This is a genomic window from Pseudomonas tumuqii (assembly GCF_013184545.1).
GTDB lineage: Bacteria > Pseudomonadota > Gammaproteobacteria > Pseudomonadales > Pseudomonadaceae > Aquipseudomonas > Aquipseudomonas tumuqii.
In genome coordinates this window covers 1-24,600 of sequence record NZ_JAAOJA010000010.1, presented here as the reverse complement: position 1 = coordinate 24,600, position 24,600 = coordinate 1, and the positions used below count along the sequence as shown (strand labels likewise).

Below are 24,600 nucleotides of genomic sequence, written 5' to 3'. Positions count from 1 at the left end.
GTACGCTGCTGTCATGCGCTGTCATGTCGCAAGCCTCCGCTGGAACAGTTCGCGGAACACGGGGTAGATATCGCCTGCCGACACCAGTTGCTGCTGGGCGAAGGTGTCGTCAAAGGCTTCGCTGACCTGCTCGTACTCGAACCACAGCGCCTGGTGCTCGCGCGGGGTGATCTCGACGTAGGTGAAGTACTGCACGAACGGCATGATCTGCTTGATCAATATATCCCGGCAAATCGGTGAATCGTCATTCCAGTTGTCGCCATCCGACGCCTGGGCGCCATAAATGTTCCATTCGTTGGTGGGGTAGCGCTCGGCCATGATCTCCTGCATCAGTTTGAGCGCGCTGGAGACTATGGTGCCGCCGGTCTCGCGGGAGTAGAAGAACTCCTCTTCGTCCACCTCCTTGGCGCTGGTGTGGTGGCGGATGAACACCACGTCGATCTTGTCGTAGTTACGCTTGAGAAACAGGTACAGCAGGATGAAGAAGCGCTTGGCGATGTCCTTGGTGGCCTGGGTCATGGAGCCGGACACGTCCATCAGGCAGAACATCACCGCTTTCGAGCTGGGATTGGGGTGCTTGACCAGCAGGTTGTATTTGAGGTCGAAGGTGTCGAGGAAGGGCACGCGTTTAATCCGGGCCAGGAGTTTGCCGATTTCCAGCTCAAGATTCTGAATGTCGCCGAAGTTGTCCGGCTCTTCGCGCTTCAGGCGCTCCAGTTCGACCTGCGCCTCTTTCAGCTTGGCGCGGCTGCTGCCGGACAGGGCGATGCGCCGGGCATGGGCCGAGCGCAGGGTGCGCACGATGTTGATCCGTGATGGATTGCCCTCGTTGCTGATACCGGCGCGCACGGTCTTGAAGGTGTCGGCACCGGTCAGGTGGCGCTTCACCAGATTGGGCAGTTCGAGATCCTCGAACATGAAGTCGAGAAACTCTTCCTGAGTGATCTGGAAGACGAACTCATCCATGCCTTCGCCAGTATTGCTCGCCTTGCCCGCTCCTCGGCCGCCACCACCGCCTGGCGGACGCGGAATGCGTTCACCCGTGACGAATTCCTTGTTGCCCGGATGGACGATGGTTTGCTTGCCGCCGCGGCCATGGTGAAACACCGGCTCATCGATGTCACGCCCGGGAATGCTGATCTGTTCGCCATGCTCCATGTCGGTAATGGAACGGCGGCTCACCGCCTCTTCGACGGCTTTCTTGATGTGGTCACGGTAACGCCGCAAGAAGCGCTGGCGGTTAACCGTGCTCTTGTTCTTGCCGTTCAGACGTCGGTCGATCACATGGCTCATAGGGCCCCTCCGGGGAGCTGCAAGCCACAAGCCGCAAACTGCAAGCGCGACCCCGGCCCTCGGTCGCTGTTGCCTGCAGCCTGAAGCTTGCCGCTTATGGCTGCCTTACTGCGATTTACGAACCCGCAGATACCATTCGGACAGCAGGCGTACCTGCTTGTCGGTGTAGCCGCGCTCGACCATGCGAGTGACGAAGTCGTTGTGTTTCTGTTGATCCTCCTTGCTCGCTTTGGCGTTGAAACTGATGACCGGCAGCAGGTCCTCGGTATTGGAGAACATTTTCTTCTCGATCACTACGCGCAGCTTCTCGTAGCTGAGCCAGGTCGGGTTCTTGCCGTTGTTGTTGGCCCGGGCACGCAGCACGAAGTTGACGATCTCGTTGCGGAAGTCCTTCGGGTTGCTGATGCCGGCCGGTTTCTCGATCTTCTCCAGCTCCTCGTTGAGCGCGACGCGGTTGAGGATCTCGCCGGTTTCCGGGTCGCGGTATTCCTGGTCCTGGATCCAGAAGTCGGCGTACAGCACGTAGCGGTCGAAGATGTTCTGCCCGTATTCGCTGTAGGACTCCAGGTAGGCGGTCTGGATTTCCTTGCCGATGAACTCGATGTAGCGCGGTGCCAGGTACTCCTTGATGAAGCGCAGGTAGCGCTCGCGGGTTTCGCTGGGGAACTGCTCCTGTTCGATCTGCTGCTCCAGCACATAGAGCAGGTGCACCGGGTTGGCGGCGATCTCGTGGGGGTCGAAGTTGAATACCTTGGACAGGATCTTGAAGGCGAAGCGGGTCGACAGGCCGTTCATGCCCTCGTCGACGCCGGCCGTGTCGCGGTACTCCTGAATCGACTTGGCCTTGGGATCGGTGTCCTTGAGGTTTTCGCCGTCATAGACGCGCATCTTCGAGTAGATATTCGAGTTTTCCGGCTCCTTCAGGCGACTCAGCACCGAGAACTGGGCGAGCATCTTCAGGGTGTCCGGTGCGCAATGGGCCTTGGCCAGCGAGCTGTTGGTGAGGAGTTTCTCGTAGATCTTGATTTCGTCGGTGACGCGCAGGCAGTAGGGCACCTTGACGATGTAGATGCGGTCGATGAACGCCTCGTTGTTCTTGTTGTTGCGGAAGTTGTGCCATTCCGACTCGTTGGAGTGGGCCAGCAGGATGCCACTGTAGGGAATCGCGCCGAGGCCTTCGGTACTGTTGTAGTTGCCTTCCTGGGTGGCGGTGAGCAGCGGGTGCAGCACCTTGATCGGTGCCTTGAACATCTCGACGAATTCCATCAGGCCCTGGTTGGCCCGGCACAGGGCACCGGAGTAACTGTAGGCATCGGCGTCGTTCTGCGGGAATTCCTCCAGCTTGCGGATATCCACCTTGCCGACCAGGGCGGAGATGTCCTGGTTGTTCTCGTCGCCCGGCTCGGTCTTGGCGATGGCGATCTGGTTGAGGATCGAGGGGTACAGCTTGACCACGCGGAACTGGCTGATGTCGCCGCCGAACTCGGTCAGGCGCTTGGTCGCCCAGGGCGACATGATGCTGCTCAGGTAGCGCTGCGGAATGCCGTATTCCTCTTCGAGGATGGTGCCGTCCTCATCGACGTTGAACAGGCCGAGCGGCGACTCGAACACCGGCGAGCCCTTGATCGCATAGAAGGGCACTTTTTCCATCAGGTGCTTGAGCTTTTCTGCCAGCGACGATTTACCGCCGCCAACCGGACCGAGCAGGTAGAGGATCTGCTTCTTCTCTTCCAGGCCCTGGGCCGCATGGCGGAAGTAGGAGACGATCTGGTCGATGCATTCTTCCATGCCGTGGAAGTCGGCGAAGGTTGGATAGCGGCGGATCACCTTGTTGGAGAAGATCCGCGACAGCCGCGAGTTGCTTGAAGTATCGAGCAATTCAGGCTCGCCAATTGCCAGCAGCAGGCGCTCTGCTGCAGTGGCGTAGGCGCTGCGATCCTGTTTGCACAGTTCGAGGTACTCCTGCAGGGAGTATTCCTCCTGCCGGGTCGCCTCGAAACGTTGCTGGAAGTGGCTGAAAATGCTCATGACTTCACCTCGCTCGATGCTTAGAGCCGCCGTGGCATCGGTTGTGCGGGTGCGGGCGATCGGCTGACACGTCAGCCGAGGAAAATCCCCCCAGAACACCTAAAGGTCTTACCGATGGCCCGGATGCCGGATGGCCGGCTCTACCTTAGTTTTGGATGGCCTGAGCTAAAGGATAGTTCGGAATCGGCAAGATCAAGTGGCCACGAACGATAACAGGATATTACCGCTGCTTAGGGGTGGGCGGTAGCCCAGTGTTGGCGTGGTCTGGCGCGCTGAATAAATTTTTATGCGTCTGGCGTTTGCGCGGTTTCTTCGGGGAAGGTCGCGCGCCACAGTTCGAAGCCGCCATCCAGGCTGTACACCGCGCTGAAGCCTTGGCCGACCAGGTAGGCAGCGGCACTCTGGCTGGAGTTGCCGTGGTAGCAGGTGACGATCAGCGGCAGGTCGAGATCGGCCTTGGCGATGAAATCATGCAGCGAGTGATTGTCCAGGTGCTGCGAGCCTTGGATATGGCCGGCGGCAAAGCTCTGCGGGTCGCGGATGTCGACCACGACGGCGCCTTGCTGGCGCAGAGCCTGGGCCTGTGTTGGGTGGATACGTTTGAACTCGTTCATGCGTGTACCTCACTGCAGTCACAGCGGTGGCGTTCGCCGCTGTCGATATTCAATAGGGTCAGGGCGCCACCCCACGCGCAGCCGGTGTCCAGGGCGAACAGGCCAGGTTCCTCGCAGCGACCTTCCAGGGCCGCCCAGTGGCCGAAGATGATCTTCTGTCCGCGAGTCTTGCGCTGTTTGTAGCTGAACCAGGGCGCATAACCGGGCGGCGAGCTGGCGACGCCTTCCTTGCTTTTCAGGTCCAGTGTGCCATCGGCCGTGCAGAAGCGCATGCGCGTGAAGTAGTTGGTGATCACCCGCAGGCGGGCCACGCCATGCAGATCCTTGTCCCACTTGGCTGGCTCGTTGCCGTACATGCCATCGAGGAACAGTGGAAAGCGCGCGTCGTCGCGCAGGGCTTCCTCAACCTCGGCCGCGCGCCTGAGGGCTTTTTGCAGCGACCATTGCGGCGGGATGCCGGCATGCACCAGGACGATGTCGCGCTCGGCGTCATAATGCAGCAGCTTCTGGCGGCGCAGCCAGTCGAGCAGATCGGCGCGATCGGGTGCGTCGAGAATCTCCTGCAGGGTGTCGCTCTTCTTCAGTCGTTCGATATTGGACGCAACGGCCAGCAGGTGCAGGTCATGGTTGCCCAGCACGCAGGTCAGCGCATCACGCATCTGATAGAGGAAGCGCAGGGTGGCGAGCGACTGCGGGCCGCGGTTGACCAGGTCGCCGACCAGCCAGAGACGATCTTTGGCAGGGTCGAATGCGACCTGCTGCAGCAGGCATTGCAGGGGTTTCAGGCAACCTTGCAGGTCGCCGACGGCATAGGTCGCCATCAGTGCAGCGAGCCTGGAACCGCCAGGCGGAACGGCGCGATCAGGGCGTCGAACTGCTTGCCGTCTGCGGCGAGCATCTGGTAACTGCCCTGCATGGTGCCGACGCGGGTGGCCATGACGGTGCCGCTGCTGTAGGTGTGGCTCTCGCCGACGGCGATCAGCGGCTGTTGGCCGACCACGCCGGCGCCACGCACCTCCTGCACATGGCCGTCGCCGTCGGTGATGAGCCAGTGGCGCGACAGCAGTTTGGCCGGCAACTGACCCTGGTTGACGATGGTCACGTTATAGGCGAAGGCGAAGCGGTTCTGCTCCGGCTGCGACTGTTCCGGCAGGTAGCGGGTGGTGACGCGGACGTCGACCTGGTAACGGGGATCTGACATTGACTAGTACTCGGTAAACTGAAAACCAGTCTAGCTGGGTCGGTCGATGCTGGGTTGCTCGACCAGCTTGTCGGCCAGGCGGACGAAGGCGGCCAGGTCCAGCTGTTCTGGACGCAGGCTGCCATCGACACCGGCGGCCTCGATGGCCTCCGCCGGGAGCAAGGCCTTGAGCGTATTGCGCAGGGTCTTGCGGCGCTGGTTGAAGGCTTCGCGCACCACGTTCTCGAGCAGGCGGTGATCCTTGGCCGGATGGGGCAGCACTTCATGCGGTACCAGGCGGACGATCGCCGAGTCGACCTTGGGCGGCGGATTGAACGCACCGGGGCCGACATTGAACAGATGCTCCACCCGGCAGTGGTACTGCACCATGATCGACAGCCGGCCCCAGTCCTTGCCTCCCGGGCCTGCCGCCAGACGCTCGACCACTTCCTTCTGCAGCATGAAGTGCATGTCGCGGATCAGTGCGGCGTTGTTCAGCAGGTGGAAAATCAACGGGGTGGAGATGTTGTACGGCAGGTTGCCGACCACGCGCAGGCTATGCGGCGCGGGGTTGAGGCTGCTGAAATCGAACTTCAGGGCGTCGCCCTGATGCAGCTGGAAGCGCGGCTCGGCGGCAAACTTGGCATTGAGGATCGGGATCAGGTCGCGGTCCAGTTCGATCACGTCGAGCTGCGCGCCGCTGTCGAGCAAACCTTCGGTGAGGGCGCCCTGGCCCGGGCCGATTTCCAGCATGCGTTCGCCTTCACGGGCATGAATGGCGCGCAGGATGCGGTGGATGACCCCAGCGTCGTGCAGGAAGTTCTGGCCGAAGCGCTTGCGCGCGCGGTGTTGGGGATGTTCGGACATGGAGCAGCTCCAAGCCTCAAGCTGCAAGCGTCAAGCCAGCGCCCAAAGCAGCAAGGCAAAGGGGCGCAGCTTACCAGTTGCGGGCGCCGTCGGCATCCTGATTGGCGCCGTCAGCCCCGAGAGGCCGCCATCTGATAGGCGGTTTCCAGGGCGACCTGCAGGCTACCGCTGTCGATCCTGCCGCTGCCGGCCAGGTCCAGCGCCGTGCCATGGTCGACCGAGGTGCGGATGATCGGCAGGCCCAGGGTGATATTGACCGCGGCGCCAAAGCCCTTGAACTTGAGTACCGGCAGGCCCTGGTCGTGGTACATCGCCAGCACCGCGTCGCAGTGCTCGAGGTGCTTGGGCGTGAACAGGGTGTCGGCCGGCAGCGGGCCGACCAGGTCAAGGCCTTCGCCGCGTAGTAGCTCGAGGGTCGGTTCGATCACCTCGATTTCTTCGCGGCCGAGGTGGCCGCCTTCGCCGGCATGCGGGTTGAGGCCACAGACCAGGATGCGTGGCCGGGCGATGCCGAATTTAGTGCGCAGGTCATGATCGAGGATGCGGCTGACCCGGATCAGGCGTTCGGCGGTGATGGCGGCGGCGACATCCTTGAGCGGCAGGTGGGTGGTCACCAGGGCCACGCGCAGGCCGTGGGTGGCGAGCATCATCACCACCTGTTCGCTGTGGGTCAGTTCGGCGAGAAATTCGGTGTGCCCGGAGAAGGGGATGCCCGCCTGGTTGATCACGCCCTTGTGTACCGGCGCGGTGATCATGCCGGCGAAATGCCCGTCGAGGCAGCCCTGGCCAGCGCGGGTAAGGGTTTCCAGGACATAGCCGGCATTGACCGGGTTCAGTTGGCCGGGCAGCACGGCTGCCGTCAGCGGCGTGTCCCAGACAAACAGGCTGCCGGCCGGCGCGGGTGCGCTCGGCCAGTTGCCGGGGCCGACCGCGATCAACTGGATGTCCAGGTTCAGGCAGTGAGCGCGCTCGGCGAGCAGGTCACGGCTGGCGATGGCGATCAGTGCGTGGGGTTGCGCCTGGCGAGCGAGCAGCAGGCACAGGTCGGGGCCTATGCCTGCCGGCTCGCCAGGGGTCAGTGCGAAGAGGGGTTGTGCAGTCATGGGCGGGTTCTCGGTTGTGCTTTCTGGGCGGGCGGTGCCAGTTTACGCCGCGCCTGCGGCGGAACGAAAAAAGCCCGGTGCTGCGAGAAACAGCTGCCGGGCTTTGATCTGCTTCGCGATGTCTACAGCTTGATTTCGACGTAGGCCTCGTCGCGGATCTGCCGCAGCCAGGCCTGCAGTTCTTCGTCGTACTTGCGGTTGCGCAAGACGGTCAGGGCCTGTTGCTCGCGGAACTGCGCGCTGCCATCGGTGGCGCGGCGGCCGACAACCTGCAGCACATGCCAGCCGTAAGGGCTCTTGAACGGCTTGGACAGTTCGCCGCTGGCAGTGTTGCTCATCACCTCGCGGAACTCCGGCACCAGCACGCTGGGATCGATCCAGTCGAGGCTGCCGCCGTTGAGGGCCGAGCCCGGGTCTTCCGAGAAGCTCTTCGCCAGTTCGCTGAAATCTTCGCCGGCCAGCAGGCGCTCATGCAGGCGTTCGACCAGGCGTTTGGTTTCCGCTTCGCTGCGAATCTCGCTGGGCTTGATGAGGATGTGCCGAACGTTGACTTCTTCGAGTACCTGGGTGCCGCCGCCACGTTTTTCCAGGAGCTTGAGCATGATAAAGCCGCCGGGCGTGCGCATGGGTTCGGTGACGTCACCGACCGCCATCGCGCCAAGCATGGCGTCGAATGGCGGCGGCAGTTGCGCCGCTTTGCGCCAGCCCATTTCGCCGCCTTCAAGGGCGGTCTCGCTGGCCGAGTGGGCGATGGCCATCTGGGCGAAGTCGGCACCGTCGCGCAGTTGCTGGTGCAGTTCCTGTACCTGGCGCTCAGCCGCCTGGATGGCCTGCGGCGAGGAGCCATCTGGCAGCGGGATGAGGATGTTGGCCAGGCGGAACTCTTCCGAGAGCTGCATCTTGCCGAGGTCGGAGGCGAGGAAGTTCTGCACTTCCTGGTCGGTGACCTGGATGCGCTCGGCTACCCGGCGTTGGCGCACGCGGCTGATGACCATCTCGCGACGCACCTGATCGCGGGCGTCGGCAAAGGACAGGCCGTCTTGTCCCAGGGCGGCGCGGAACTGCTCGAGGCTCATGCTATTGCGCTGGGCAATGCTGGCCAGTGCCTGGTTGAGCTCTTCATCGGTGATGCGAATGCCGGAGCGGTCGCCGATCTGCAGCTGGATGTTCTCGATGATCAGGCGCTCGAGCACCTGCTGGCTGAGGACGTTCTCGGGGGGTAGTTCTGCACCGCGTTTGGCGATGGTTTGCTGCACCTCGCGAACGCGTGCGTCCAGCTGGCTCTGCATGATGACGTCGTTGTCGACAATGGCCACGACGCGATTGAGGGGTTGTACCTCGGCTTGCGCCGCAGCACCCAGAAACAGTGCGCCCAGCAGTAGCGGGCGCACGCAATCAGAAAGCTTGATCTTCACGTTCACGATAACCTTGAATGCCTTGATCGAGGAAAGTCTCAACCTTGTTGCCTACCACGCCACCCAAGCCTTTGAGGACGATTTGCAGGAAAATGCCGCGGTCCGGCTCATCATTCAGCGACGGATTCAGGCTGACTTCGTCATAGTCGATCCAGTAGCGATTGATCAGGCGCAGCTTCCAGCAGCAGTTGTCGTACTCGAAGCCGCCGAAGGCTTCGAGGGTGCGATCACGACCGTAATCGTACTGCCAGCGGGAGATCACGCTCCACTGCGGCGCGATCGGCCAGATCACCGAGAAGTCATGCTGGCTGACCTTGTAGTAGTCCTTGATGTAGTTCGGGCTACCCGGAGTGCCATAGTCACCACCACCGACTACCCAGTTACCGGTTGCCTGGTCAAAGCGGATGGTGTCGTTGCGGTAGCGGTAGCCGGCATTGACCACCTTGTTCGGGTTGTCTTCCGGCTGGTAGTGGAACATCGCGCTGCCCGAGCGGGTGCTGCGGCTGTCCGGATCCCAGTTGAAGTCCGAGGAGAAGCGCCAGTCGCGGTTGAAGCGATACAGGTACTCCAGGGCGTAAGGCGATTGCGAGGCCTGGGCGTCATCGCGGGTGCGGTAGTCGATGCCCGGCATCTGCACCTTGCGATCTTCGAAGTAGAAGGCCTGGCCGATGCTGAAGCGTTGACGCTCGAAACCGTTGCTCTCGATCCAGCGGTTGGTCAGGCCCAGCGACAGCTTGTTCTCGTCGCCGATGCGGTCCTTGCCGGAGAAACGGTTCTCGCGGAACAGCGACGCATAGCTGAAGTTGCTCTCGCCGGTGTCGAAGACCGGAATGTCGGTCTGGTCTTCCTCGGGGACATAGAGGTAGAACAGCCGTGGTTCCAGGGTCTGGCGGTAGGATTTGCCGAACAACTGGGTGTCGCGATCGAAGTACAGGCCGCTGTCGACGCTGAGGATGGGGACGCCGCGATCCTGGCTGCTGTCGAACTCCTGTTCGGCCAGCAGGCTGTTCTTGCCCTGCTGATCGAGGCTCAGGTCGTAATTGGTCTGCAGGTACTTGACCTTAGGCGTCAGGAAGCCCCAGCTCCAGTTCAGCGGCAGGCTGACGGCCGGCTCCAGGTGCAGGCGCGTGCCGTTGGCGCGGGCCAGGCCACGCAGGTTGGCGTCGTACCACGGCTGTTCGGCCACGCCCTCTTCGTTGATGAAGAAGCCGTCGCGCAAGTCGCGGTCGAAACGCACCAGTTCGCTGCCGTAGCTGAAGTTCAGGCCACCCGGCTGGAACGGCAGGGCGCCGTCCAGGGTGATCTGCGGCAGGCGGTCGTACGGCGTGATATCGGTGATATTGGCCAGTTCGTAGGCGTGCGCATTGAGGCGCGCGGTATAGCTGCCGCCGCGATAGGTCAGGGTGCCGCGCTGGTTGACGTAACTGACGGTGTCGATACCGAGATCGGTGTCCAGATCCTGGAAGTAATAGGGGTCGCTGATGTCGGTGTAGTCGACTTCGGCCAGCAGGCGCGAGTCGAGGCCGCCCTTGTGCTGCCAGCTATAGAGCCAGCGCTGGTCTTCGTAGTCCGACTGCAGTTTGCGGTCGTCGTTGCTGTCGTCGAGATAAGCCGCGCCAAACTGGCCTTCGCTGCTCTTGGTCAGGTAGCGACCCTCGCCTTCGATGAGCAGGCCGCGGTCGCTCATGTAGGTCGGATAGAGCGTGGCGTCGTAGTTCGGCGCCAGGTTGAAGTAGTAGGGCGTTTGCAGCGTCATGCCGTTATCGCTGGAGCTGCTGATGCTCGGCGGCAGGAAGCCGGACTGACGACGGTCGTCAATCGGGAAGTAGATGTAGGGGGTGTAGAAAACCGGGAAATCCTTCACCCGCAGGGTCACGTTGGTCGCGGTACCGAAGCCGGTGGCCGGGTTCAGGGTGACGTTGTTGCCTTTCAGGTGCCAGGTATTGCTGCCCGGCTCACAGGAGGTGTAGGTGCCGTCTTTCAGGCGGATCACCGCGGTTTCTTCGCGCTTGGCGTAGAGTGCACTGCCGCGTACATGGCTTTTGTGCAGCACGTATTCGGCGTTGTCGACCTTGGCTTCGCCGTTGTCCAGTTGCAGTTCGGCGCGATCACCGACCACCAGCATGCCCTGATCGCGCAGGCGCACGTTGCCGATCAGTTCGCCGCGGTTCTCCGCCTGGTGCAGGCTGGCTTCGTCGGCCTCGACCTGCATGCCGGCCTGGCGCAACACCACATCGCCGGCCAGGGTGGCGACCTGTTGTTCCTGCTCGTAGCGCGAGGCTTTGGCGGTAATGAACAGCGGCGCCTGATTCATCGGCGTCTGGTCGTTCATCCCTGGCCGGCTCGGCTCGACATAGCCGCCGGCACAGTAGGGGCCGACTTCCGCCAGTTGCGCTTCGCTCAGGTTCTCGCGAGGCACCCAGTCGAGGTGGCTGTAGTCGGCGCTGCGCGAAGCCAGGGCTTTGCCGCCGCTCTCCGTGACCAGGGTGGCACCGGAGGCTCGACTCGCGTCAGAACTGTCCGGGCGCTGGGCCGTGACCGGGCCGCTGGCGCTTGGCGCGACGTGTGGCGCCGGGCGCTCCGGCACCGCAGCACTGGTGGTTTTCGGGGCGCATGCCCAACCCCCGGTAGCGGATACCTGGCAGTCGAATTGTTCGGCCGCGACAGCGAATTGACTGGCCAACGGCTGTAGGGCCAACAGGCCGCCAGTTACCAGAAGGGGGAATTTTTTGCGGAACCTAGGGTATTTTACTGCCATCTTGTTATCCGGGCTTCCTGCGCGCATTGGGCCCAGGGGCCGCACGCCTCTCGATGGGCTGAAAAAGATGCTGGATAATAAAGCATGACCCGCACAACGGCCAGCGCCGTCGGAGACCCTTGTAATGCCTGATGAAGATATACGCCTGCAACTGCTCAGCGATTGGCTCGACCAGCAACTGCCGGCCTTGTTCGCCGCCCGCGGGTGGGGTGAGGTGCCGCTCGGCACGCTGACGCCAGCCAGCAGTGACGCCAGTTTTCGCCGTTATTTCCGCTGGCAGGGCGATGGCCGCAGCCTGATCCTGATGGATGCACCGCCACCGCAGGAGGATTGCCGGCCCTTCGTCAAGGTCGCCGAGCGGCTGGCCGAGGCTGGGGTCAATGTGCCGCAGATTCTCGCCCAGGACCTGCAGCGTGGATTTCTCCTGCTCAGCGATCTGGGGCGGCAGACCTACCTGGACGTGATCGATGCGCAGAATGCCGATCGGCTGTTCGACGATGCCGTGCAGGCCTTGCTGGCCTTTCAGCGGCTGCCGATGGATGCGCCGCTGCCCAGTTATGACGATGCCTTGCTGCGTCGCGAGCTGCAGCTATTCCCCGAGTGGTATGTGCGGCGTCACCTCGGCGTCGAGCTGAGCGAGGCGCAACAGGCTGCCTGGCAGCGTATCTGCGCACTGCTGATCGACAGCGCCCTGGCCCAGCCCAAGGTGCTGGTGCACCGCGACTACATGCCGCGCAACCTGATGCTCAGCACGCCGAACCCGGGGGTGCTGGATTTTCAGGATGCGGTCTACGGCCCGGTGACCTACGACGTCACCTGCCTGTTCAAGGATGCCTTTCTCAGTTGGCCCGAGGCACGGGTGCGCGACTGGCTCGCGGGTTACTGGCAGCAGGCCGGGGCGGCGGGGATTCCGGTGCAGGCCGAACTGGACGACTTCCTGCGTGCCAGCGACCTGATGGGCGTGCAGCGGCATCTCAAGGTGATCGGCATCTTCGCGCGGATCTGCCACCGTGACGGCAAGCCGCGTTACCTTGGCGATGTGCCGCGCTTCTTCGCCTATATAGACGCCGTGCTGGCGCGCCGGCCGGAGTTGGCCGAGCTGGCGCAGCTGTTCGCCAGCCTGCCGCAGGCCGCCGCGGTGCCGGCATGAAGGCGATGATCCTGGCGGCCGGCAAGGGCGAACGCCTGCGCCCCCTGACTCTGCATACGCCCAAGCCGCTGGTGCAGGCCGCCGGCGTACCCTTGATCGAGTACCACGTGCGCGCCCTGGCCGCCGCCGGTTTCCGCGAACTGGTGATCAACCACGCCTGGCTCGGCCAGCAGATCGAAGACTACCTGGGCGATGGTGCGGAGTTTGGCCTGAGCATCGCCTATTCGGCCGAAGGCGAGCCGCTGGAAACCGGCGGCGGAATTTTTCGCGCGCTGCCGCTGCTGGGCGATCAGCCGTTTGTGCTGGTCAATGGCGACATCTTCACCGATTACCCCTTTGCCCAGCTGCGCCGCCCCTTGGCCGGGCTGGCGCATCTGGTGCTGGTGGATAATCCACCGCATCACCGCACCGGCGATTTTGCCTTGTGCGCCGAGCGGGTCGGCGAGGCGCACGCGGAGCAGCCGAGCTTGACCTACAGCGGCATCGCCGTGCTGGCCCCGGCCTTGTTTGCCGGTTGCCAGCCGGGCGCCTTCAAGCTGGCTCCGCTGTTGCGCCGCGCCATGGGCGAAGGCCTGGTCAGTGGCGAGCGTTTCGCCGGGCGCTGGGTCGATGTCGGCACCCATGAGCGCCTGGCCGAAGTCGAGCGTCTGCTCGCCGTGGGGCACTGAGGTGCTCTGGCCGGCGACGCTGCTCGGAGCCGTTGGCGGCCTGGCCCTGGCCAGCATTCCCGGCGCCCTGCTCGGCGGGCTGCTCGGCCAGGTCGTGGACCGGCGCTTGCGCTTGCACAGCTGGGCGGCGTTGCGCGAGCGGCTGGGTGGCAAGCCGTATCCGGGGGACGAGGAGTTGCTGTTTGTCCTGCTCGGTCGCCTGGCCAAGTGCGATGGCCGGGTGCTGCAGGCGCATATCCTCCAGGCGCGGGCCGAAATGCAGCGCCTGGGCCTGGATGCGGCGGGCCAGCAGCGCGCGGCCGCGGCCTTCGCGCGTGGCAAGACCGGACGCGACGGCCTGCGTGCGCCCTTGCGCCGCCAGCGCGAGCAGGCCGAAGCCCTGTTGCGTGCGTGCTGGCGCATGGCCTGGGTGGACGGTCGGGTCAGCCAGACCGAGCGCGAGTTGATTCTGCTCTGGGGCAAGTGGCTGGCCGTGTCGATGGCGACCCAGCAAGTGCTGAGTGCGGCCTATGCGCCGAAGCAAGCTTCGGTCGCGGCCAGCGGCGGTAGCTATCAGCAGGCGCTACTGTTGCTTGGCGTGACCGCCGATAGCGAGCCGGCGCAGATCAAGCGCGCCTACCGGCGGCTGTTGAGCCGCCACCACCCGGACAAGCTGGCCGGCAGCGGGGTAACGCCTGAGCGGCTGCGCGAAGCCACGGAAAAGACCCGCGAACTGCACCAGGCCTACGGACTGGTGCGCCAGTGTCGCGGCTTTCGTTAGGGCAGTTCAGCGCGTCTTCAGTTGCAGCGTGAGCCAGCCGCGCAGTCGGCGGTAGAGCTGCTCCTGTTCGACGTCGGGGTTGCCCGGCAAGGCCTTGAGGGCCACCTGGGTATAGGCCGGATGCTCCTGGCGCTTGCTGGCCAGGAGGCGTCTGGCGGCGGCGTCGCGCTCGAGTTGTCGATCTTGGTAGTAGAAGTCGCCAGTGGCCAGCTTGAGGCTGGTTTGCAGTTCGTCCAGCCCCGGGCTGGCATCGGCTGCCGGCTTGACGTCCACCAGCAGCAGGCTGCGCACATCGGCGGGTTGCTCTTCGCTGAGATAGCGCGTGCTCCAGTAGCCGCCGCTGCCATGGCCGAGCAGCACGATGTGTTTGGCCTGTTGCTGGCGGGCCAGTTCCAGCGCCGCCGTGATGCGCTGCTTGATGCGCCGGGCGTGGCGTTCACCGGGGGCTGGCATGGGCTGGTCGGCCTGCAGGCCCGGGTCGGCTTGCGGGGCGTCGGCGCTGGCCGGGGCGGCGTCGAGCGCTGCCGGCGCAGCGGCCGCCGTTGCCGGGTTTACCGGGTTGACGGCGGGCGCTGGCGGCAGGACATCCTGCGGGTCGGGCAAGCTCAGGGTCAGGCTGTGCCAGCCGGCATCCGGCAGCCTGCGCCGCAGCGGGCCGAGCACCTTGGGCCAGTCGGCGCTTTCGCCAGCGCCGGCGACCAGCACCACCACGCCGTGGGCTTCGGCCGTATTGGCGGGAAGCCACAGGGCCAGGAAAGACTCATCCCCGGCCTGCAGCAGCTGTTGTTCCTGGCTGGGTAGATGACGGCTCAGCGCGCTGGCGGCATCCGCACTGCGCTCGGTTTGTGGTGGGCGAGCCAGATCGGCCGCGGGCGGATCAAGCGCTGCGCCCTGGTCGCTTGCGGCCTCGTCCGTGGTGCCGGGCTCTTCGGCCTGCAGCGACGCGCTGATCGGCAGTAGCAGGCTCAGGCTCAGGGCTGCCAGCAGGGGGTGGATGGCGCGGGGCATGGACGACTCCGGGGCGGAATGATGAGCGCCTCAGCCTACTGCTTGCATGGCGCCTTGTCAGCGCTATCCCTTGGCGAGCCGGGCCTGGACTGGAGTAATGTATCAATCCTGTCCCGCTGCCCCGGCAGAGTAATGTTGGCAATGAGTCCTATCTGGTCGCGCATCCTCGTTCTATTGCTGGTGTGGCCGCTGTTTGCCTGGGCCGAAGGCTCGGCGGTGCCCCTGCGCCCGCTCTATACGGCCGAGCAGCAGGCCTGGCTCGCCGAGCATCGGCAGTTGCGCGTGGGCCTGCTCATGCAGGCGCCCTGGGCCTTGTACGACCGGCGTCTGCAGCGGCTTTCCGGGGCCAACGTCGAGCTGATGACCCGCGTGCTGCAGGGCATGGGCGCGCAGCCGGTATGGTTGCGCTACGCCGACCAGGACGAGCTGGATAACGCGCTGCGCCGCGGCGAGGTCGACCTCGCGCCGGGACTGCAGCAGACCCCGCGTGGGCTGCGGCTGTGGCTCTACTCCGCACCCTATATGCGGGTGCCGCATCTGGTGGTGAGTGAGCGGCGCGGCATCAGTGCGGTCGACCTCGATCGCCTGGGGCACGATGAGCTGGTCGCGGTGCGCGAGCCGAGCCCGGTGTTCGAGTACCTGTACAAGACCCACAACAACCTGCGGCTGCAGGCGGTGAGTTCGGAGCGGGTGGGCCTGCTGCGCCTGTTGCGCCAGGAGGTCAGCTACGCGGTGGTCGACGAGGCGCGGCTCAGCCTGCTGCTGCGCGAGCCGCAGTTCGCGGCCCTGAGCATCGTCGGCGATATCGGTCTGCCGCAGTTGCTGCGCATCGCCAGTCGGCGCGACGAGCCGCTGCTGGCGGAGATCGTCGAGCGGACCCTGGAGGCCATGCCCGGGCGCGAGATCGAGCGTCTGCGCGAGCGCTGGCTGCCGTTGAAATACCCGCAGATCGGCGAATCCCTGGCCTTCTGGCGCGGTCTCGCATTGTTGCTGTTGCTGGCCTTGCTCAGCGCCGCGGCCATCGTCCTGCACCTGCGCCAGCAGCGCCGCGGCCTGGAGCGTCAACTGCTCGGCGTGCGCCAGGAATTGAGCCAGCGCGAGGTGGCCGAGCAGGCCCTGCGCCTCAGCCAGTTCTCCATCGACCACAGCACCGTGGGCATTCTCTGGGTCAATTGGGACAGCCATGTGCGTTATGCCAACCGCGCCGCCGAGGACATGCTCGGCTATGCCGGCGGGGCACTGGTGGACCTGCCGTTGCAGGCGCTGGAACCCAGTCTGCATATGGACCGCTGGCTGAGCCTGTGGAAGCTGGCGCGCAGCAGCGACGAGGCCCTGCCGGGTTTCGAGACCGAGTGCCGGCGTGCCGATGGCAGCGGCTTGCCGGTGGACGTGTCGCTGAGCTTCCTGCGCTTCGACCGGGCGGAATACCTGGTGGTGTTCCTCGCCGATGTCACCGAGCGCCGCCGTGCCCGCGCCGCCCTGCAAGAGAGCGAGGCGCGGCTCAAGGGCATCGCCGGCAATGTCCCCGGCCTGGTGTTTCGCCTGGAGCGCGCCGCCGTCGAGCAGCCGGTGGTGTTCGCCTACATCAGCGAGGCCAGCGCCGAACTGGTGGGTTATCCGGCCGTCGAGTTGCAGCGCGCCGACCGCGGGATTCGCAGCCTGGTGCACCCCGACGATCAGGCCAGCTACCGGCTAACCCAGGACGCGGCCCTGGCCGGCGACAGCGACTGGCAGTGGCAGGGGCGCATTCTCACCCGCGCCGGCCAGTTGCGTTGGGCCGATATCAAGGCCACCGCGCGGCGCCTGGGCGAGGGCCGGGTGGTGTGGGACGGGATCGTCTGGGATATCACCGAGAACAAGCAGGTGGAGCTGGCGCTGGGCGAGTCGCGGGCGCGCCTGCGTGAGCTGTCGGCCCATCTGGAGAGCGTGCGCGAGGAGGAAAAGGCGCGCATCGCCCGCGAGGTGCACGACGAGCTGGGCCAGGTGCTCACCGTGCTCAAGCTGGAAACCGCCATGTGCGAGTTGGTCTGTTCCGGCCAGATGCCGGAGCTGGATAAGCACTTGCAGAACATGAAGCGCCTGATCGCCCAGCTGTTTCAGCTGGTGCGCGATGTGGCCACCGCCCTGCGCCCGCCCATTCTCGATGCCGGCATCGCCTCGGCCATCGAGTGGCAGGTACGCCGCTTCGAGGCGCGCACCCAGATCCCGTGCATGGTCGAGGTGCCGGAGAACCTGCCGAAACTCAGCGATGCCAAGGCCATCGGCCTGTTTCGCATTCTCCAGGAGGCGCTGACCAACATCATGCGCCACGCCGGCGCGCACAGCGTCCAGGTGAGCCTGCGCCTGGAGGACGGCGAGCTGTGCCTGTGCGTCAGCGACGACGGCAAAGGCTTCGCGCCCGAGCAGCGCAAGCCGGGGCAGTCGTTCGGCCTGGTCGGCATGCAGGAGCGGGTATTGATGCTCGGCGGCCAGTTGCAGATTGACAGCCAGCCCGGCGAAGGCACTACGCTGTGCGCACGAGTGGCGGTGGCCGAGGAGGAAGTGGCGTGATTCGGGTAATGGTGGCTGAGGACCACGCCATAGTGCGTGAAGGCATCAAGCAGTTGATCGGCATGGCCCGCGACCTCGAGGTGGTGGGCGAGGCCGGCAATGGCGAGCAGTTGCTCGAGTGCCTGCGCAAGACTGCCTGCGACGTGGTGCTGCTGGATATCAGCATGCCCGGGGTCAACGGCCTGGAGGCGATTCCACGGATCCGCGCGCTGGCCAGTGGGCCGGCGATCCTGGTGCTGTCGATGCACAACGAGGCGCAGATGGCCGCCCGCGCGCTGAAGATCGGCGCGGCCGGTTATGCGACCAAGGACAGCGACCCGGCACTGCTGATCACCGCCATTCGCAAGGTGGCCGGGGGTGGCCGCTACATCGATCCCGACCTGGCCGACCGCATGGTCTTCGAAGTCGGCCTGACCGATTCGCGGCCGCCCCATGCCCAGCTCTCCGAGCGCGAATTCTCGGTGTTCGAGCGCCTGGTGCGCGGCGAAGGGGTCAACGACATCGCCCTGCACCTGGCGATCAGCAACAAGACCGTGAGTACCCACAAGGCGCGCCTGATGCAGAAGCTCGGGGTGCACTCGATGGCCGACCTGGTGCGCTATGCCATGGAGCACCGCCTGGTGTGAACCGGCGTGCCGGGCATCGGATGTCCTTGGCTTTTGTAGGGCAATGCCTACAGCAAACTCTCCGTCGATCTGATGACAGGTCGTCATCCTGCCCGATTTTTTCACTGCCGCGCTGCCCCTAGTCTGTAGCCAACGAGGTACAGACAACAACAAAGGGTGCGGTGATGTCCGAGTCTCAGGCAAACGATGTGTTGGTGAGTTTTCGCGGTGTGCAGAAGAGCTACGACGGCGAGAATCTGATCGTCAAGGATCTCAATCTGGACATCCGCAAGGGTGAGTTCCTCACCCTGCTCGGGCCGTCCGGTTCGGGCAAGACCACCAGCTTGATGATGCTGGCCGGTTTCGAAACCCCCACCGCCGGGGAAATCCTCCTCGGCGGCCGCTCGCTGACCAAGCTGCCACCGCACAAGCGCGACATCGGCATGGTGTTCCAGAACTATGCGTTGTTCCCGCACATGACGGTGGCCGAGAACCTGGCCTTTCCCCTGACCGTGCGCGGTCTGTCGCGCACCGACACCAGCGAGCGGGTCAAGCGTGCGCTGTCGATGGTGCAACTGGACAGCTTCCGCAATCGCTACCCCGGACAACTCTCCGGCGGCCAGCAGCAGCGTGTGGCCCTGGCCCGCGCCCTGGTGTTCGAGCCGCAGCTGGTGCTGATGGACGAACCCCTGGGCGCCCTCGACAAGCAGTTGCGCGAGCACATGCAGATGGAGATCAAGCACCTGCACCAGCGTCTGGGCGTGACCGTGGTCTACGTCACCCACGACCAGGGCGAGGCGCTGACCATGTCCGACCGGGTGGCGGTATTCCACCAGGGCGAGATCCAGCAGATCGCCGATCCGCGCACCCTCTATGAACAGCCGAGCAATACCTTCGTCGCTAACTTCATCGGCGAGAACAACCGCCTCAACGGTCACCTGATCAGCCGTGATGGCGAGCGCTGCGTGGTCGGCCTGGCCCGTGGCGAGCGGGTCGAGGCGCTGGCGGTCAATGTCGGCCAGCCGGGCGAGCCGGTGACCCTGTCGGTACGTCCCGAGCGGATTCGCCTGAACGGCCACAGCGAGGCCTGCCCGAACCGCTTCTCCGGGCGCGTCGCCGAATTCATCTACCTGGGCGACCACGTGCGCATTCGCATGGAGGTCTGCGGCAAAAGCGATTTCTACATCAAACAGCCGGTGGCCGAGCTCGATTCCGTTCTGGCCGTTGGCGATCTGGTGCCGCTCGGCTGGCAGGTCGAGCACGTCCGCGCCCTCGATCCACAGCAGCCGGACTGACCCTACAAACAGTGCTTCATCCTTACCCATGTGACACAGAGGAGATAACAACAATGTCGAGATCCCTGAAGTTGGCGGCCCTGGCCGTTGGGGTGGCCCTTGCAGTTCCGGCGGTGGCGGCCGATCTGACTGCGATTTCGTTCGGCGGCGCGAGCAAGGAGGCGCAGGTCAAGGCCTTCTACGAGCCCTTCGAGAAGAGCACCGGCAACAAGATCCTGGCCGGCGAGTACAACGGCGAGATGGCCAAGGTCAAGGCCATGGTCGACACCAACAGCGTGAACTGGAACCTGATCGAAGTGGAATCGCCCGAGCTGGCCCGCGGCTGTGACGAGGGCTTGTTCGAGCCGCTCGATCCGGCGCTGTTCGGCAACCCGGACGATTTCATCGACGGCGCTATCCAGCCGTGTGGCGTGGGCTTCTTCGTCTGGTCGACGGTGCTCGCCTACAACGCCGACAAGCTCAGCGGCGCACCGACCGGTTGGGTCGACTTCTGGGACGTGAAGAAATTCCCCGGCAAGCGCGGCCTGCGCAAGGGCGCCAAGTACACCCTGGAATTCGCCCTGATGGCCGATGGCGTGGCGCCGACCGAGGTGTACAAGGTGCTGGCCACCCGTGACGGCGTCGACCGGGCCTTCCGCAAGCTGGATGAGCTCAAGCCGCATATCCAGTGGTGGGAAGCCGGCGCCCAGCCGCCGCAGTACCTGGCCTCGGGCGACGTGGTCATGAGTTCGGCCTACAACGGTCGGATCGCCGCGGTGCAGGCCGAGAGCAACCTGCAGGTGGTGTGGAACGGTGGCATCTACGACTTCGATTCCTGGGCCATCCCGCGTGGTGCGAAGAATCAGGAAGAAGCCAAGCAGTTCATCGCCTTCTCGGTGCAAGCGGAGCCGCAGAAAGTCTTCGCCGAAAACATCGCCTACGGCCCGGCCAAGAAGCAGGCCATCGACCTGCTGGCGCCCGAGCGCCTGAACGTGATGCCGACCACACCTGAAAACATCAAGGATCAAGTAGCCATCGACGTGACCTTCTGGGCCGACTACGGCGAGCAGCTGGAACAGCGCTTCAACGCCTGGGCTGCGCGCAACTAAAGCCACCCTGACCCCGGCCGCAAGGCCGGGGCTTTGCCTGTGTTTACCCGTCGCCTAGTGCGGCCGTTGCATGCGGAGTTTTCCATGGCCAGCGTAATGCCTGTCACCGACCTGCCCATCACCAGCCCCAGTCTCAAGCAGCGTCTGGCCCGCGCCGAACGCTTCAATCGGCTGAAGTCCAAGGCGCTGATCCTGCCCCTGCTGGTGTTTCTCCTGCTGACCTTCCTGGTGCCCATCGGTGCCTTGCTCTGGCGCAGCGTGGACAACCCGGAAGTGGTCGCCAGCCTGCCGCTTACCGTCGAGGCCATCGCCGAGTGGAACGGCAAGGCACTGCCGAGCGAGGCGGTCTATCGCGCCGTGAGCCTGGATATCGTCGAGGCGCGCAAGCAGCGCAGCCTGGGTGATCTGTCCAAGCGGCTGAACATGGAGCTGGCCGGCTTTCGCAGTCTGATCAGCAGCACCGCCCGGGCGCTGCCCTTCGCCAGCGAACCGGAGTCCTACAAGGACGCCCTGGAAAGCCTGGACGAGCGTTGGGGCGACCCGGCCTATTGGCAGGTGATCCGGCGCAACAGTTCGAGCGTCACCCCCTATTACCTGCTGGCGGCCCTCGACCATCGCATCGACGATCTCGGCGAGCTGGCCAGTGCCACCCCGGACCAGGCCATCTACCTGGACATTTTCGTGCGCACCTTCTGGATGAGTCTGGTGATCACCGCCATCTGCCTGGTGCTGGCCTACCCGCTGGCCTATCTGTTGGCCAACCTGCCGACCCGGCAGAGCAACCTGCTGATGATCCTGGTGCTGCTGCCGTTCTGGACCTCGATCCTGGTGCGGGTGGCGGCCTGGATCGTGCTGTTGCAGTCCGGTGGCCTGATCAATGGTGCACTGCTGTCGCTGGGCATCATCGACGAACCCCTGCAGCTGGTGTTCAACCGCAGTGGGGTGTACATCGCCATGGTCCACATCATGCTGCCGTTCATGATCCTGCCGATCTACAGTGTGATGAAGGGCATCTCGCCCACCTACATGCGCGCGGCGGTGTCGCTGGGCTGCCACCCCTTCGCCAGCTTCTGGCGGGTGTACTTCCCGCAGACCCTGGCCGGGGTCGGCGCCGGCTGCCTGCTGGTGTTCATCCTGTCGATCGGCTACTACATCACCCCGGCGCTGCTGGGCAGCCCGAGCGACCAGATGATCAGCTATTTCGTCGCCTTCTATACCAACACCACCATCAACTGGGGCATGGCCACGGCCCTCGGCGGCCTGCTGCTGGGCGCCACCCTGGTGCTTTACGTGGTGTACAGCTGGCTGGTCGGCGCCAGCCGGTTGCGTCTGGCATGAGAGGCTGTGAAAAAAGCGCTTGCCTGCTGCGGCCGTCGCCGGGCGGCTGCAACTGCGTTGCGCTACGCAAAAACTTCGGTCATTTGGCCCGCCAAACTCCCTCGTTTTCACGTAGCGCGCCTTGTTTCGCTCGCCCGGCGGCGTCCTCGCGACGGCCTTCGGTTTTTTTCACAGCCTCTGACCCCTGTCATCCTCGTCCGCTGGGCGAGGGCAACCTTAGGATGGAGAGAGATCTATGCTGAGCCCCTACCTGTCACCCGTCGAGCGCATCTGGTACTACAGCCTGCGCAGCCTCTGCGCACTGGTGCTGCTGTTCCTGATCCTGCCGGTGCTGGTGATCATCCCGCTGTCGTTCAACTCCGGCAGCTTCCTGGTCTACCCGCTGCAGGGCTTTTCCCTGCGCTGGTATGAAGACTTCTTCATGTCCGCCGACTGGATGCGCTCGCTGAAGAACAGCCTGATCATCGCCCCGGCCGCCACCGTGCTGGCCATGGTCTTCGGCACCCTGGCGGCGATCGGCCTGACCCGCGGTGAGTTCCGCGGCAAGGCGCTGGTGATGAGCCTGCTGATTTCGCCCATGGTGGTGCCGGTGGTGATCGTCGGGGTGGCCAGCTACCTGTTCTTCGCTCCGCTGGGCCTGGGCAACAGCTACTTGTCGCTGATCGTGGTGCATGCGGTGTTGGGCGTGCCCTTCGTCATCATCACGGTGTCGGCCACCCTGCAGGGTTTCAACCAGAACCTGGTGCGTGCCGCGGCCAGCCTAGGCGCCTCGCCGCTGACCGCGTTCCACCGGGTGACCCTGCCGCTGATCGCCCCGGGGGTGATCAGTGGCGCGCTGTTCGCCTTCGCCACCTCCTTCGACGAGGTGGTGGTGACCCTGTTCCTCGCCGGCCCCGAGCAGGCCACTCTGCCGCGGCAGATGTTCAGCGGCATCCGCGAGAACCTGTCGCCGACCATCGCCGCGGCGGCGACCCTGCTGATCGGCTTCTCCATCCTGCTGCTGCTGACCCTGGAATGGCTGCGCGGGCGCAGCGAGAAACTGCGCACCCAGCAACCCACCTGATCGCCCAACGAACAAGAGAGCCCGCATGAGCCTTGAGTTGAAGGACCCCAGCCTGCTGCGTCAGCAGGCCTTTGTGAACGGCCAGTGGTGCGAAGCCGACAGCGGCGCGCGTACCGAGATCTTCAATCCGGCCAATGCTGAAAAGATCGGCAGCGTGCCGAACATGGGCCGTGACGAAACTCGTCGCGCCATCGCCGCCGCGCAAGCCGCCCAGCCGGCCTGGCGCGCGCTGACCGCCAAGGAGCGGGCCAATCGCCTGCGCCAGTGGTTCGAGCTGATCATGGTCAACCAGGAAGACCTGGCGCGGATCATGACCTTTGAGCAGGGCAAACCGCTGGCCGAGGCCCGCGGGGAGATCGCCTACGCCGCCTCCTTTATCGAGTGGTTCGCCGAGGAGGCCAAGCGCGCCTATGGCGATCTGATTCCGGCCCATGCCATGGACAAGCGCATCCTGGTGCAGAAGGAGCCGGTGGGCGTCACCGCGGCCATCACGCCGTGGAACTTCCCCAGCGCCATGATCACCCGCAAGGCCGGTCCGGCCCTGGCGGTGGGCTGTGCCATGGTGCTCAAGCCGGCGCCGCAGACACCGTTCTCGGCCCTGGCCCTGGCCCATCTGGCCGAGCGCGCCGGCATACCCGCCGGGCTGCTCAGCGTGATCACGGCCGACGTGCACGCCAGCCGCGAGGTGGGCGCCGAGCTGTGCGAGAATCCCATCGTGCGCAAGCTGTCGTTCACCGGTTCCACCGGCGTCGGCATCCAGCTGATGCAGCAGTGCGCGCCGACCCTGAAGAAGCTCTCGCTGGAGCTGGGCGGCAACGCGCCCTTTATCGTGTTCGACGACGCCGATCTGGATGCGGCCGTCGAAGGGGCGATCATCTCCAAGTACCGCAACGCCGGGCAGACCTGCGTCTGCGCCAACCGCCTGTATGTGCAGGACGGCGTCTATGAGGCCTTCGCCGCCAAATTGCAGGTGGCGGTGGCCAAGCTCCGGGTCGGTAACGGCATGCAGGAGGGCATCACCACCGGGCCGCTGATCAACGCCGAGGCGGTGGCCAAGGTCCAGCGCCATCTGGCCGATGCCCTGGCCAAGGGCGCGACCCTGGTCACCGGCGGCAACCGCCTGGGCGGCAATTTCTTCGAGCCGACCATCGTCAGCGGCGTGACCGCCGAGATGGCCGTGGCGCGCGAGGAAACCTTCGGTCCGCTGGCGCCGCTGTTCCGTTTCAGCGACGAGGCCGAGGTGATCCGACAGGCCAACGACACCGAATTCGGCCTGGCCGCCTACTTCTACGCCCGCGACCTCGGTCGGGTGTTCCGCGTGGCCGAGGCCCTGGAGTACGGCATGGTCGGCATCAATACCGGGGTGATCTCCACCGAGGTGGCGCCGTTCGGCGGCATGAAATCCTCGGGCCTGGGCCGTGAAGGTTCGAAATACGGTCTGGATGAATACCTGGAAATCAAATACCTCTGTCTGGGGATCTAAGAGCTACTGCGCTCGGCCATACGGCGTTGGCCTGGGTCGGAAAAATGCTCATTGGCAACAGCCAACTCCGCTTTTTCCGACCCCGGCCGCCTTGTCTGACCTTCGCTCGCTACGCTCTATAAATTGCAGCAAAAGCGTTGCCCTAAATCCGTAGGGTGGAAGACCGCGAAGCGTCTTCCACCATCTGAACAACCTGCAATTCCGATGAGGACAGCATGAGCAAGACCAACGAATCCCTGATGCAACGCCGCAGCGCCGCCGTCCCGCGCGGCGTCGGCCAGATCCACCCGATCTTCGCCGACAAGGCGCAGAACGCCACGGTCACCGACGTCGA

20 protein-coding genes and 1 pseudogene are annotated in these 24,600 nt (G+C 64.6%); 11 read left to right on the top strand and 10 right to left on the bottom strand.

The features are described 5' to 3' along the window. Positions 1–21 precede the first annotated feature (21 nt). The 9 genes from G9C89_RS17670 to lptD all read right to left on the bottom strand — a co-directional run bounded on the left by G9C89_RS17670 (position 22) and on the right by lptD (position 11,258). A complete protein-coding gene (locus G9C89_RS17670; RefSeq protein ID WP_172150452.1) occupies positions 22–1,293 on the bottom strand; it encodes a YeaH/YhbH family protein in 1,272 nt (423 codons plus the stop codon). A 105-nt stretch (positions 1,294–1,398) separates the two neighbouring features. Next, positions 1,399–3,321 (bottom strand): PrkA family serine protein kinase, encoded by a 1,923-nt coding sequence (locus G9C89_RS17665; protein WP_172150450.1) that lies wholly within the window; start codon positions 3,319–3,321, stop codon positions 1,399–1,401. A gap of 284 nt (positions 3,322–3,605) precedes the next feature. Beyond that, positions 3,606–3,935 carry a thiosulfate sulfurtransferase GlpE gene (gene glpE, locus G9C89_RS17660; RefSeq protein WP_172150448.1) on the bottom strand — a complete coding sequence of 110 codons (330 nt, stop codon included), beginning with the start codon at positions 3,933–3,935 and terminating at the stop codon, positions 3,606–3,608. Continuing rightward, positions 3,932–4,756, bottom strand: a complete 825-nt coding sequence (locus tag G9C89_RS17655) for a symmetrical bis(5'-nucleosyl)-tetraphosphatase (RefSeq protein ID WP_172150439.1) — start codon at positions 4,754–4,756, stop codon at positions 3,932–3,934. Before G9C89_RS17655 ends, glpE begins: the two co-directional genes overlap by 4 nt. Beyond that, positions 4,756–5,136 carry a Co2+/Mg2+ efflux protein ApaG gene (gene apaG / locus G9C89_RS17650; protein WP_172150437.1) on the bottom strand — a complete coding sequence of 127 codons (381 nt, stop codon included), beginning with the start codon at positions 5,134–5,136 and terminating at the stop codon, positions 4,756–4,758. The genes G9C89_RS17655 and apaG overlap by 1 nt, the downstream gene beginning before the upstream one ends. Before the next feature lie 30 nt (positions 5,137–5,166). After that, positions 5,167–5,982: a 16S rRNA (adenine(1518)-N(6)/adenine(1519)-N(6))-dimethyltransferase RsmA gene (rsmA, locus tag G9C89_RS17645; RefSeq protein ID WP_172150435.1), complete on the bottom strand. Its 816-nt coding sequence runs from the start codon at positions 5,980–5,982 to the stop codon at positions 5,167–5,169. 110 nt (positions 5,983–6,092) lie between these two features. Beyond that, entirely contained in the window at positions 6,093–7,085 is a 993-nt protein-coding gene (pdxA, locus tag G9C89_RS17640) for a 4-hydroxythreonine-4-phosphate dehydrogenase PdxA (RefSeq protein WP_172150433.1), read from the bottom strand. Positions 7,086–7,207: 122 nt separating this feature from the next. Next, the gene (locus tag G9C89_RS17635; protein ID WP_172150431.1) at positions 7,208–8,500 is read right to left on the bottom strand and encodes a peptidylprolyl isomerase; all 1,293 of its coding nucleotides are present in this window, start codon (positions 8,498–8,500) and stop codon (positions 7,208–7,210) included. Beyond that, on the bottom strand, positions 8,481–11,258 hold the full coding sequence (gene lptD, locus G9C89_RS17630) for an LPS-assembly protein LptD (RefSeq protein WP_172150429.1): 2,778 nt from the start codon (positions 11,256–11,258) through the stop codon (positions 8,481–8,483). The genes G9C89_RS17635 and lptD overlap by 20 nt, the downstream gene beginning before the upstream one ends. Positions 11,259–11,382: 124 nt before the next feature. Between lptD and G9C89_RS17625 the strand changes: the two genes are divergently transcribed. Genes G9C89_RS17625 through G9C89_RS17615 form a run of 3 tightly spaced genes read left to right on the top strand, consistent with a single transcriptional unit; the run spans position 11,383 to position 13,836 of the window. Continuing rightward, positions 11,383–12,408: an aminoglycoside phosphotransferase family protein gene (locus G9C89_RS17625; protein WP_172150420.1), complete on the top strand. Its 1,026-nt coding sequence runs from the start codon at positions 11,383–11,385 to the stop codon at positions 12,406–12,408. After that, positions 12,405–13,076, top strand: coding sequence for an N-acetylmuramate alpha-1-phosphate uridylyltransferase MurU (gene murU, locus G9C89_RS17620; RefSeq protein WP_172150398.1), 672 nt, complete (start codon positions 12,405–12,407; stop codon positions 13,074–13,076). Before G9C89_RS17625 ends, murU begins: the two co-directional genes overlap by 4 nt. 1 nt (position 13,077) lies before the next feature. After that, a complete protein-coding gene (locus G9C89_RS17615; protein ID WP_172150785.1) occupies positions 13,078–13,836 on the top strand; it encodes a TerB family tellurite resistance protein in 759 nt (252 codons plus the stop codon). 6 nt (positions 13,837–13,842) lie between these two features. On the opposite strand, the gene G9C89_RS17610 is transcribed toward G9C89_RS17615, so the two are convergent. Further along, entirely contained in the window at positions 13,843–14,844 is a 1,002-nt protein-coding gene (locus G9C89_RS17610) for an alpha/beta hydrolase family protein (RefSeq protein ID WP_172150396.1), read from the bottom strand. Positions 14,845–14,985: 141 nt separating this feature from the next. Between G9C89_RS17610 and G9C89_RS17605 the strand changes: the two genes are divergently transcribed. From G9C89_RS17605 to G9C89_RS17570, 8 genes and pseudogenes are all read left to right on the top strand, one after another. Then, positions 14,986–17,394 carry a PAS domain-containing sensor histidine kinase gene (locus tag G9C89_RS17605; protein ID WP_172150394.1) on the top strand — a complete coding sequence of 803 codons (2,409 nt, stop codon included), beginning with the start codon at positions 14,986–14,988 and terminating at the stop codon, positions 17,392–17,394. Between the two features lie 8 nt (positions 17,395–17,402). Next, positions 17,403–18,020 (top strand): response regulator, encoded by a 618-nt coding sequence (locus G9C89_RS17600; protein ID WP_172150783.1) that lies wholly within the window; start codon positions 17,403–17,405, stop codon positions 18,018–18,020. A 164-nt stretch (positions 18,021–18,184) separates the two neighbouring features. Continuing rightward, on the top strand, positions 18,185–19,294 hold the full coding sequence (locus tag G9C89_RS17595) for an ABC transporter ATP-binding protein (protein ID WP_172150392.1): 1,110 nt from the start codon (positions 18,185–18,187) through the stop codon (positions 19,292–19,294). 53 nt (positions 19,295–19,347) lie between these two features. After that, the gene (locus G9C89_RS17590) at positions 19,348–20,382 is read left to right on the top strand and encodes an ABC transporter substrate-binding protein (RefSeq protein ID WP_172150390.1); all 1,035 of its coding nucleotides are present in this window, start codon (positions 19,348–19,350) and stop codon (positions 20,380–20,382) included. A 96-nt stretch (positions 20,383–20,478) separates the two neighbouring features. Further along, entirely contained in the window at positions 20,479–21,720 is a 1,242-nt protein-coding gene (locus G9C89_RS17585) for an ABC transporter permease (RefSeq protein WP_390623846.1), read from the top strand. 235 nt (positions 21,721–21,955) lie between these two features. Next, positions 21,956–22,783, top strand: a complete 828-nt coding sequence (locus tag G9C89_RS17580; RefSeq protein ID WP_172150386.1) for an ABC transporter permease — start codon at positions 21,956–21,958, stop codon at positions 22,781–22,783. 25 nt (positions 22,784–22,808) lie between these two features. Then, a complete protein-coding gene (gene gabD, locus G9C89_RS17575) occupies positions 22,809–24,266 on the top strand; it encodes an NADP-dependent succinate-semialdehyde dehydrogenase (RefSeq protein ID WP_172150384.1) in 1,458 nt (485 codons plus the stop codon). A 215-nt stretch (positions 24,267–24,481) separates the two neighbouring features. After that, positions 24,482–24,600: pseudogene (locus tag G9C89_RS17570) on the top strand (4-aminobutyrate--2-oxoglutarate transaminase); the annotation flags it as partial.

Excerpts from the sequence above, each read along its gene's own strand:
- rsmA (WP_172150435.1), bottom strand. The coding sequence starts at position 5,982 with ATGTCCGAACATCCCCAACACCGCGCGCGCAAGCGCTTCGGCCAGAAC.
- G9C89_RS17610 (WP_172150396.1), bottom strand. The coding sequence starts at position 14,844 with ATGCCCCGCGCCATCCACCCCCTGCTGGCAGCCCTGAGCCTGAGCCTG.
- G9C89_RS17605 (WP_172150394.1), top strand. The coding sequence starts at position 14,986 with ATGAGTCCTATCTGGTCGCGCATCCTCGTTCTATTGCTGGTGTGGCCG.
- apaG (WP_172150437.1), bottom strand. The coding sequence starts at position 5,136 with ATGTCAGATCCCCGTTACCAGGTCGACGTCCGCGTCACCACCCGCTAC.
- glpE (WP_172150448.1), bottom strand. The coding sequence starts at position 3,935 with ATGAACGAGTTCAAACGTATCCACCCAACACAGGCCCAGGCTCTGCGC.
- pdxA (WP_172150433.1), bottom strand. The coding sequence starts at position 7,085 with ATGACTGCACAACCCCTCTTCGCACTGACCCCTGGCGAGCCGGCAGGC.
- G9C89_RS17585 (WP_390623846.1), top strand. The coding sequence starts at position 20,479 with ATGCCTGTCACCGACCTGCCCATCACCAGCCCCAGTCTCAAGCAGCGT.
- murU (WP_172150398.1), top strand. The coding sequence starts at position 12,405 with ATGAAGGCGATGATCCTGGCGGCCGGCAAGGGCGAACGCCTGCGCCCC.
- G9C89_RS17580 (WP_172150386.1), top strand. The coding sequence starts at position 21,956 with ATGCTGAGCCCCTACCTGTCACCCGTCGAGCGCATCTGGTACTACAGC.
- lptD (WP_172150429.1), bottom strand. The coding sequence starts at position 11,258 with ATGGCAGTAAAATACCCTAGGTTCCGCAAAAAATTCCCCCTTCTGGTA.
- G9C89_RS17665 (WP_172150450.1), bottom strand. The coding sequence starts at position 3,321 with ATGAGCATTTTCAGCCACTTCCAGCAACGTTTCGAGGCGACCCGGCAG.
- G9C89_RS17655 (WP_172150439.1), bottom strand. The coding sequence starts at position 4,756 with ATGGCGACCTATGCCGTCGGCGACCTGCAAGGTTGCCTGAAACCCCTG.
- gabD (WP_172150384.1), top strand. The coding sequence starts at position 22,809 with ATGAGCCTTGAGTTGAAGGACCCCAGCCTGCTGCGTCAGCAGGCCTTT.
- G9C89_RS17595 (WP_172150392.1), top strand. The coding sequence starts at position 18,185 with ATGTCCGAGTCTCAGGCAAACGATGTGTTGGTGAGTTTTCGCGGTGTG.
- G9C89_RS17670 (WP_172150452.1), bottom strand. The coding sequence starts at position 1,293 with ATGAGCCATGTGATCGACCGACGTCTGAACGGCAAGAACAAGAGCACG.
- G9C89_RS17590 (WP_172150390.1), top strand. The coding sequence starts at position 19,348 with ATGTCGAGATCCCTGAAGTTGGCGGCCCTGGCCGTTGGGGTGGCCCTT.
- G9C89_RS17600 (WP_172150783.1), top strand. The coding sequence starts at position 17,403 with ATGGTGGCTGAGGACCACGCCATAGTGCGTGAAGGCATCAAGCAGTTG.
- G9C89_RS17625 (WP_172150420.1), top strand. The coding sequence starts at position 11,383 with ATGCCTGATGAAGATATACGCCTGCAACTGCTCAGCGATTGGCTCGAC.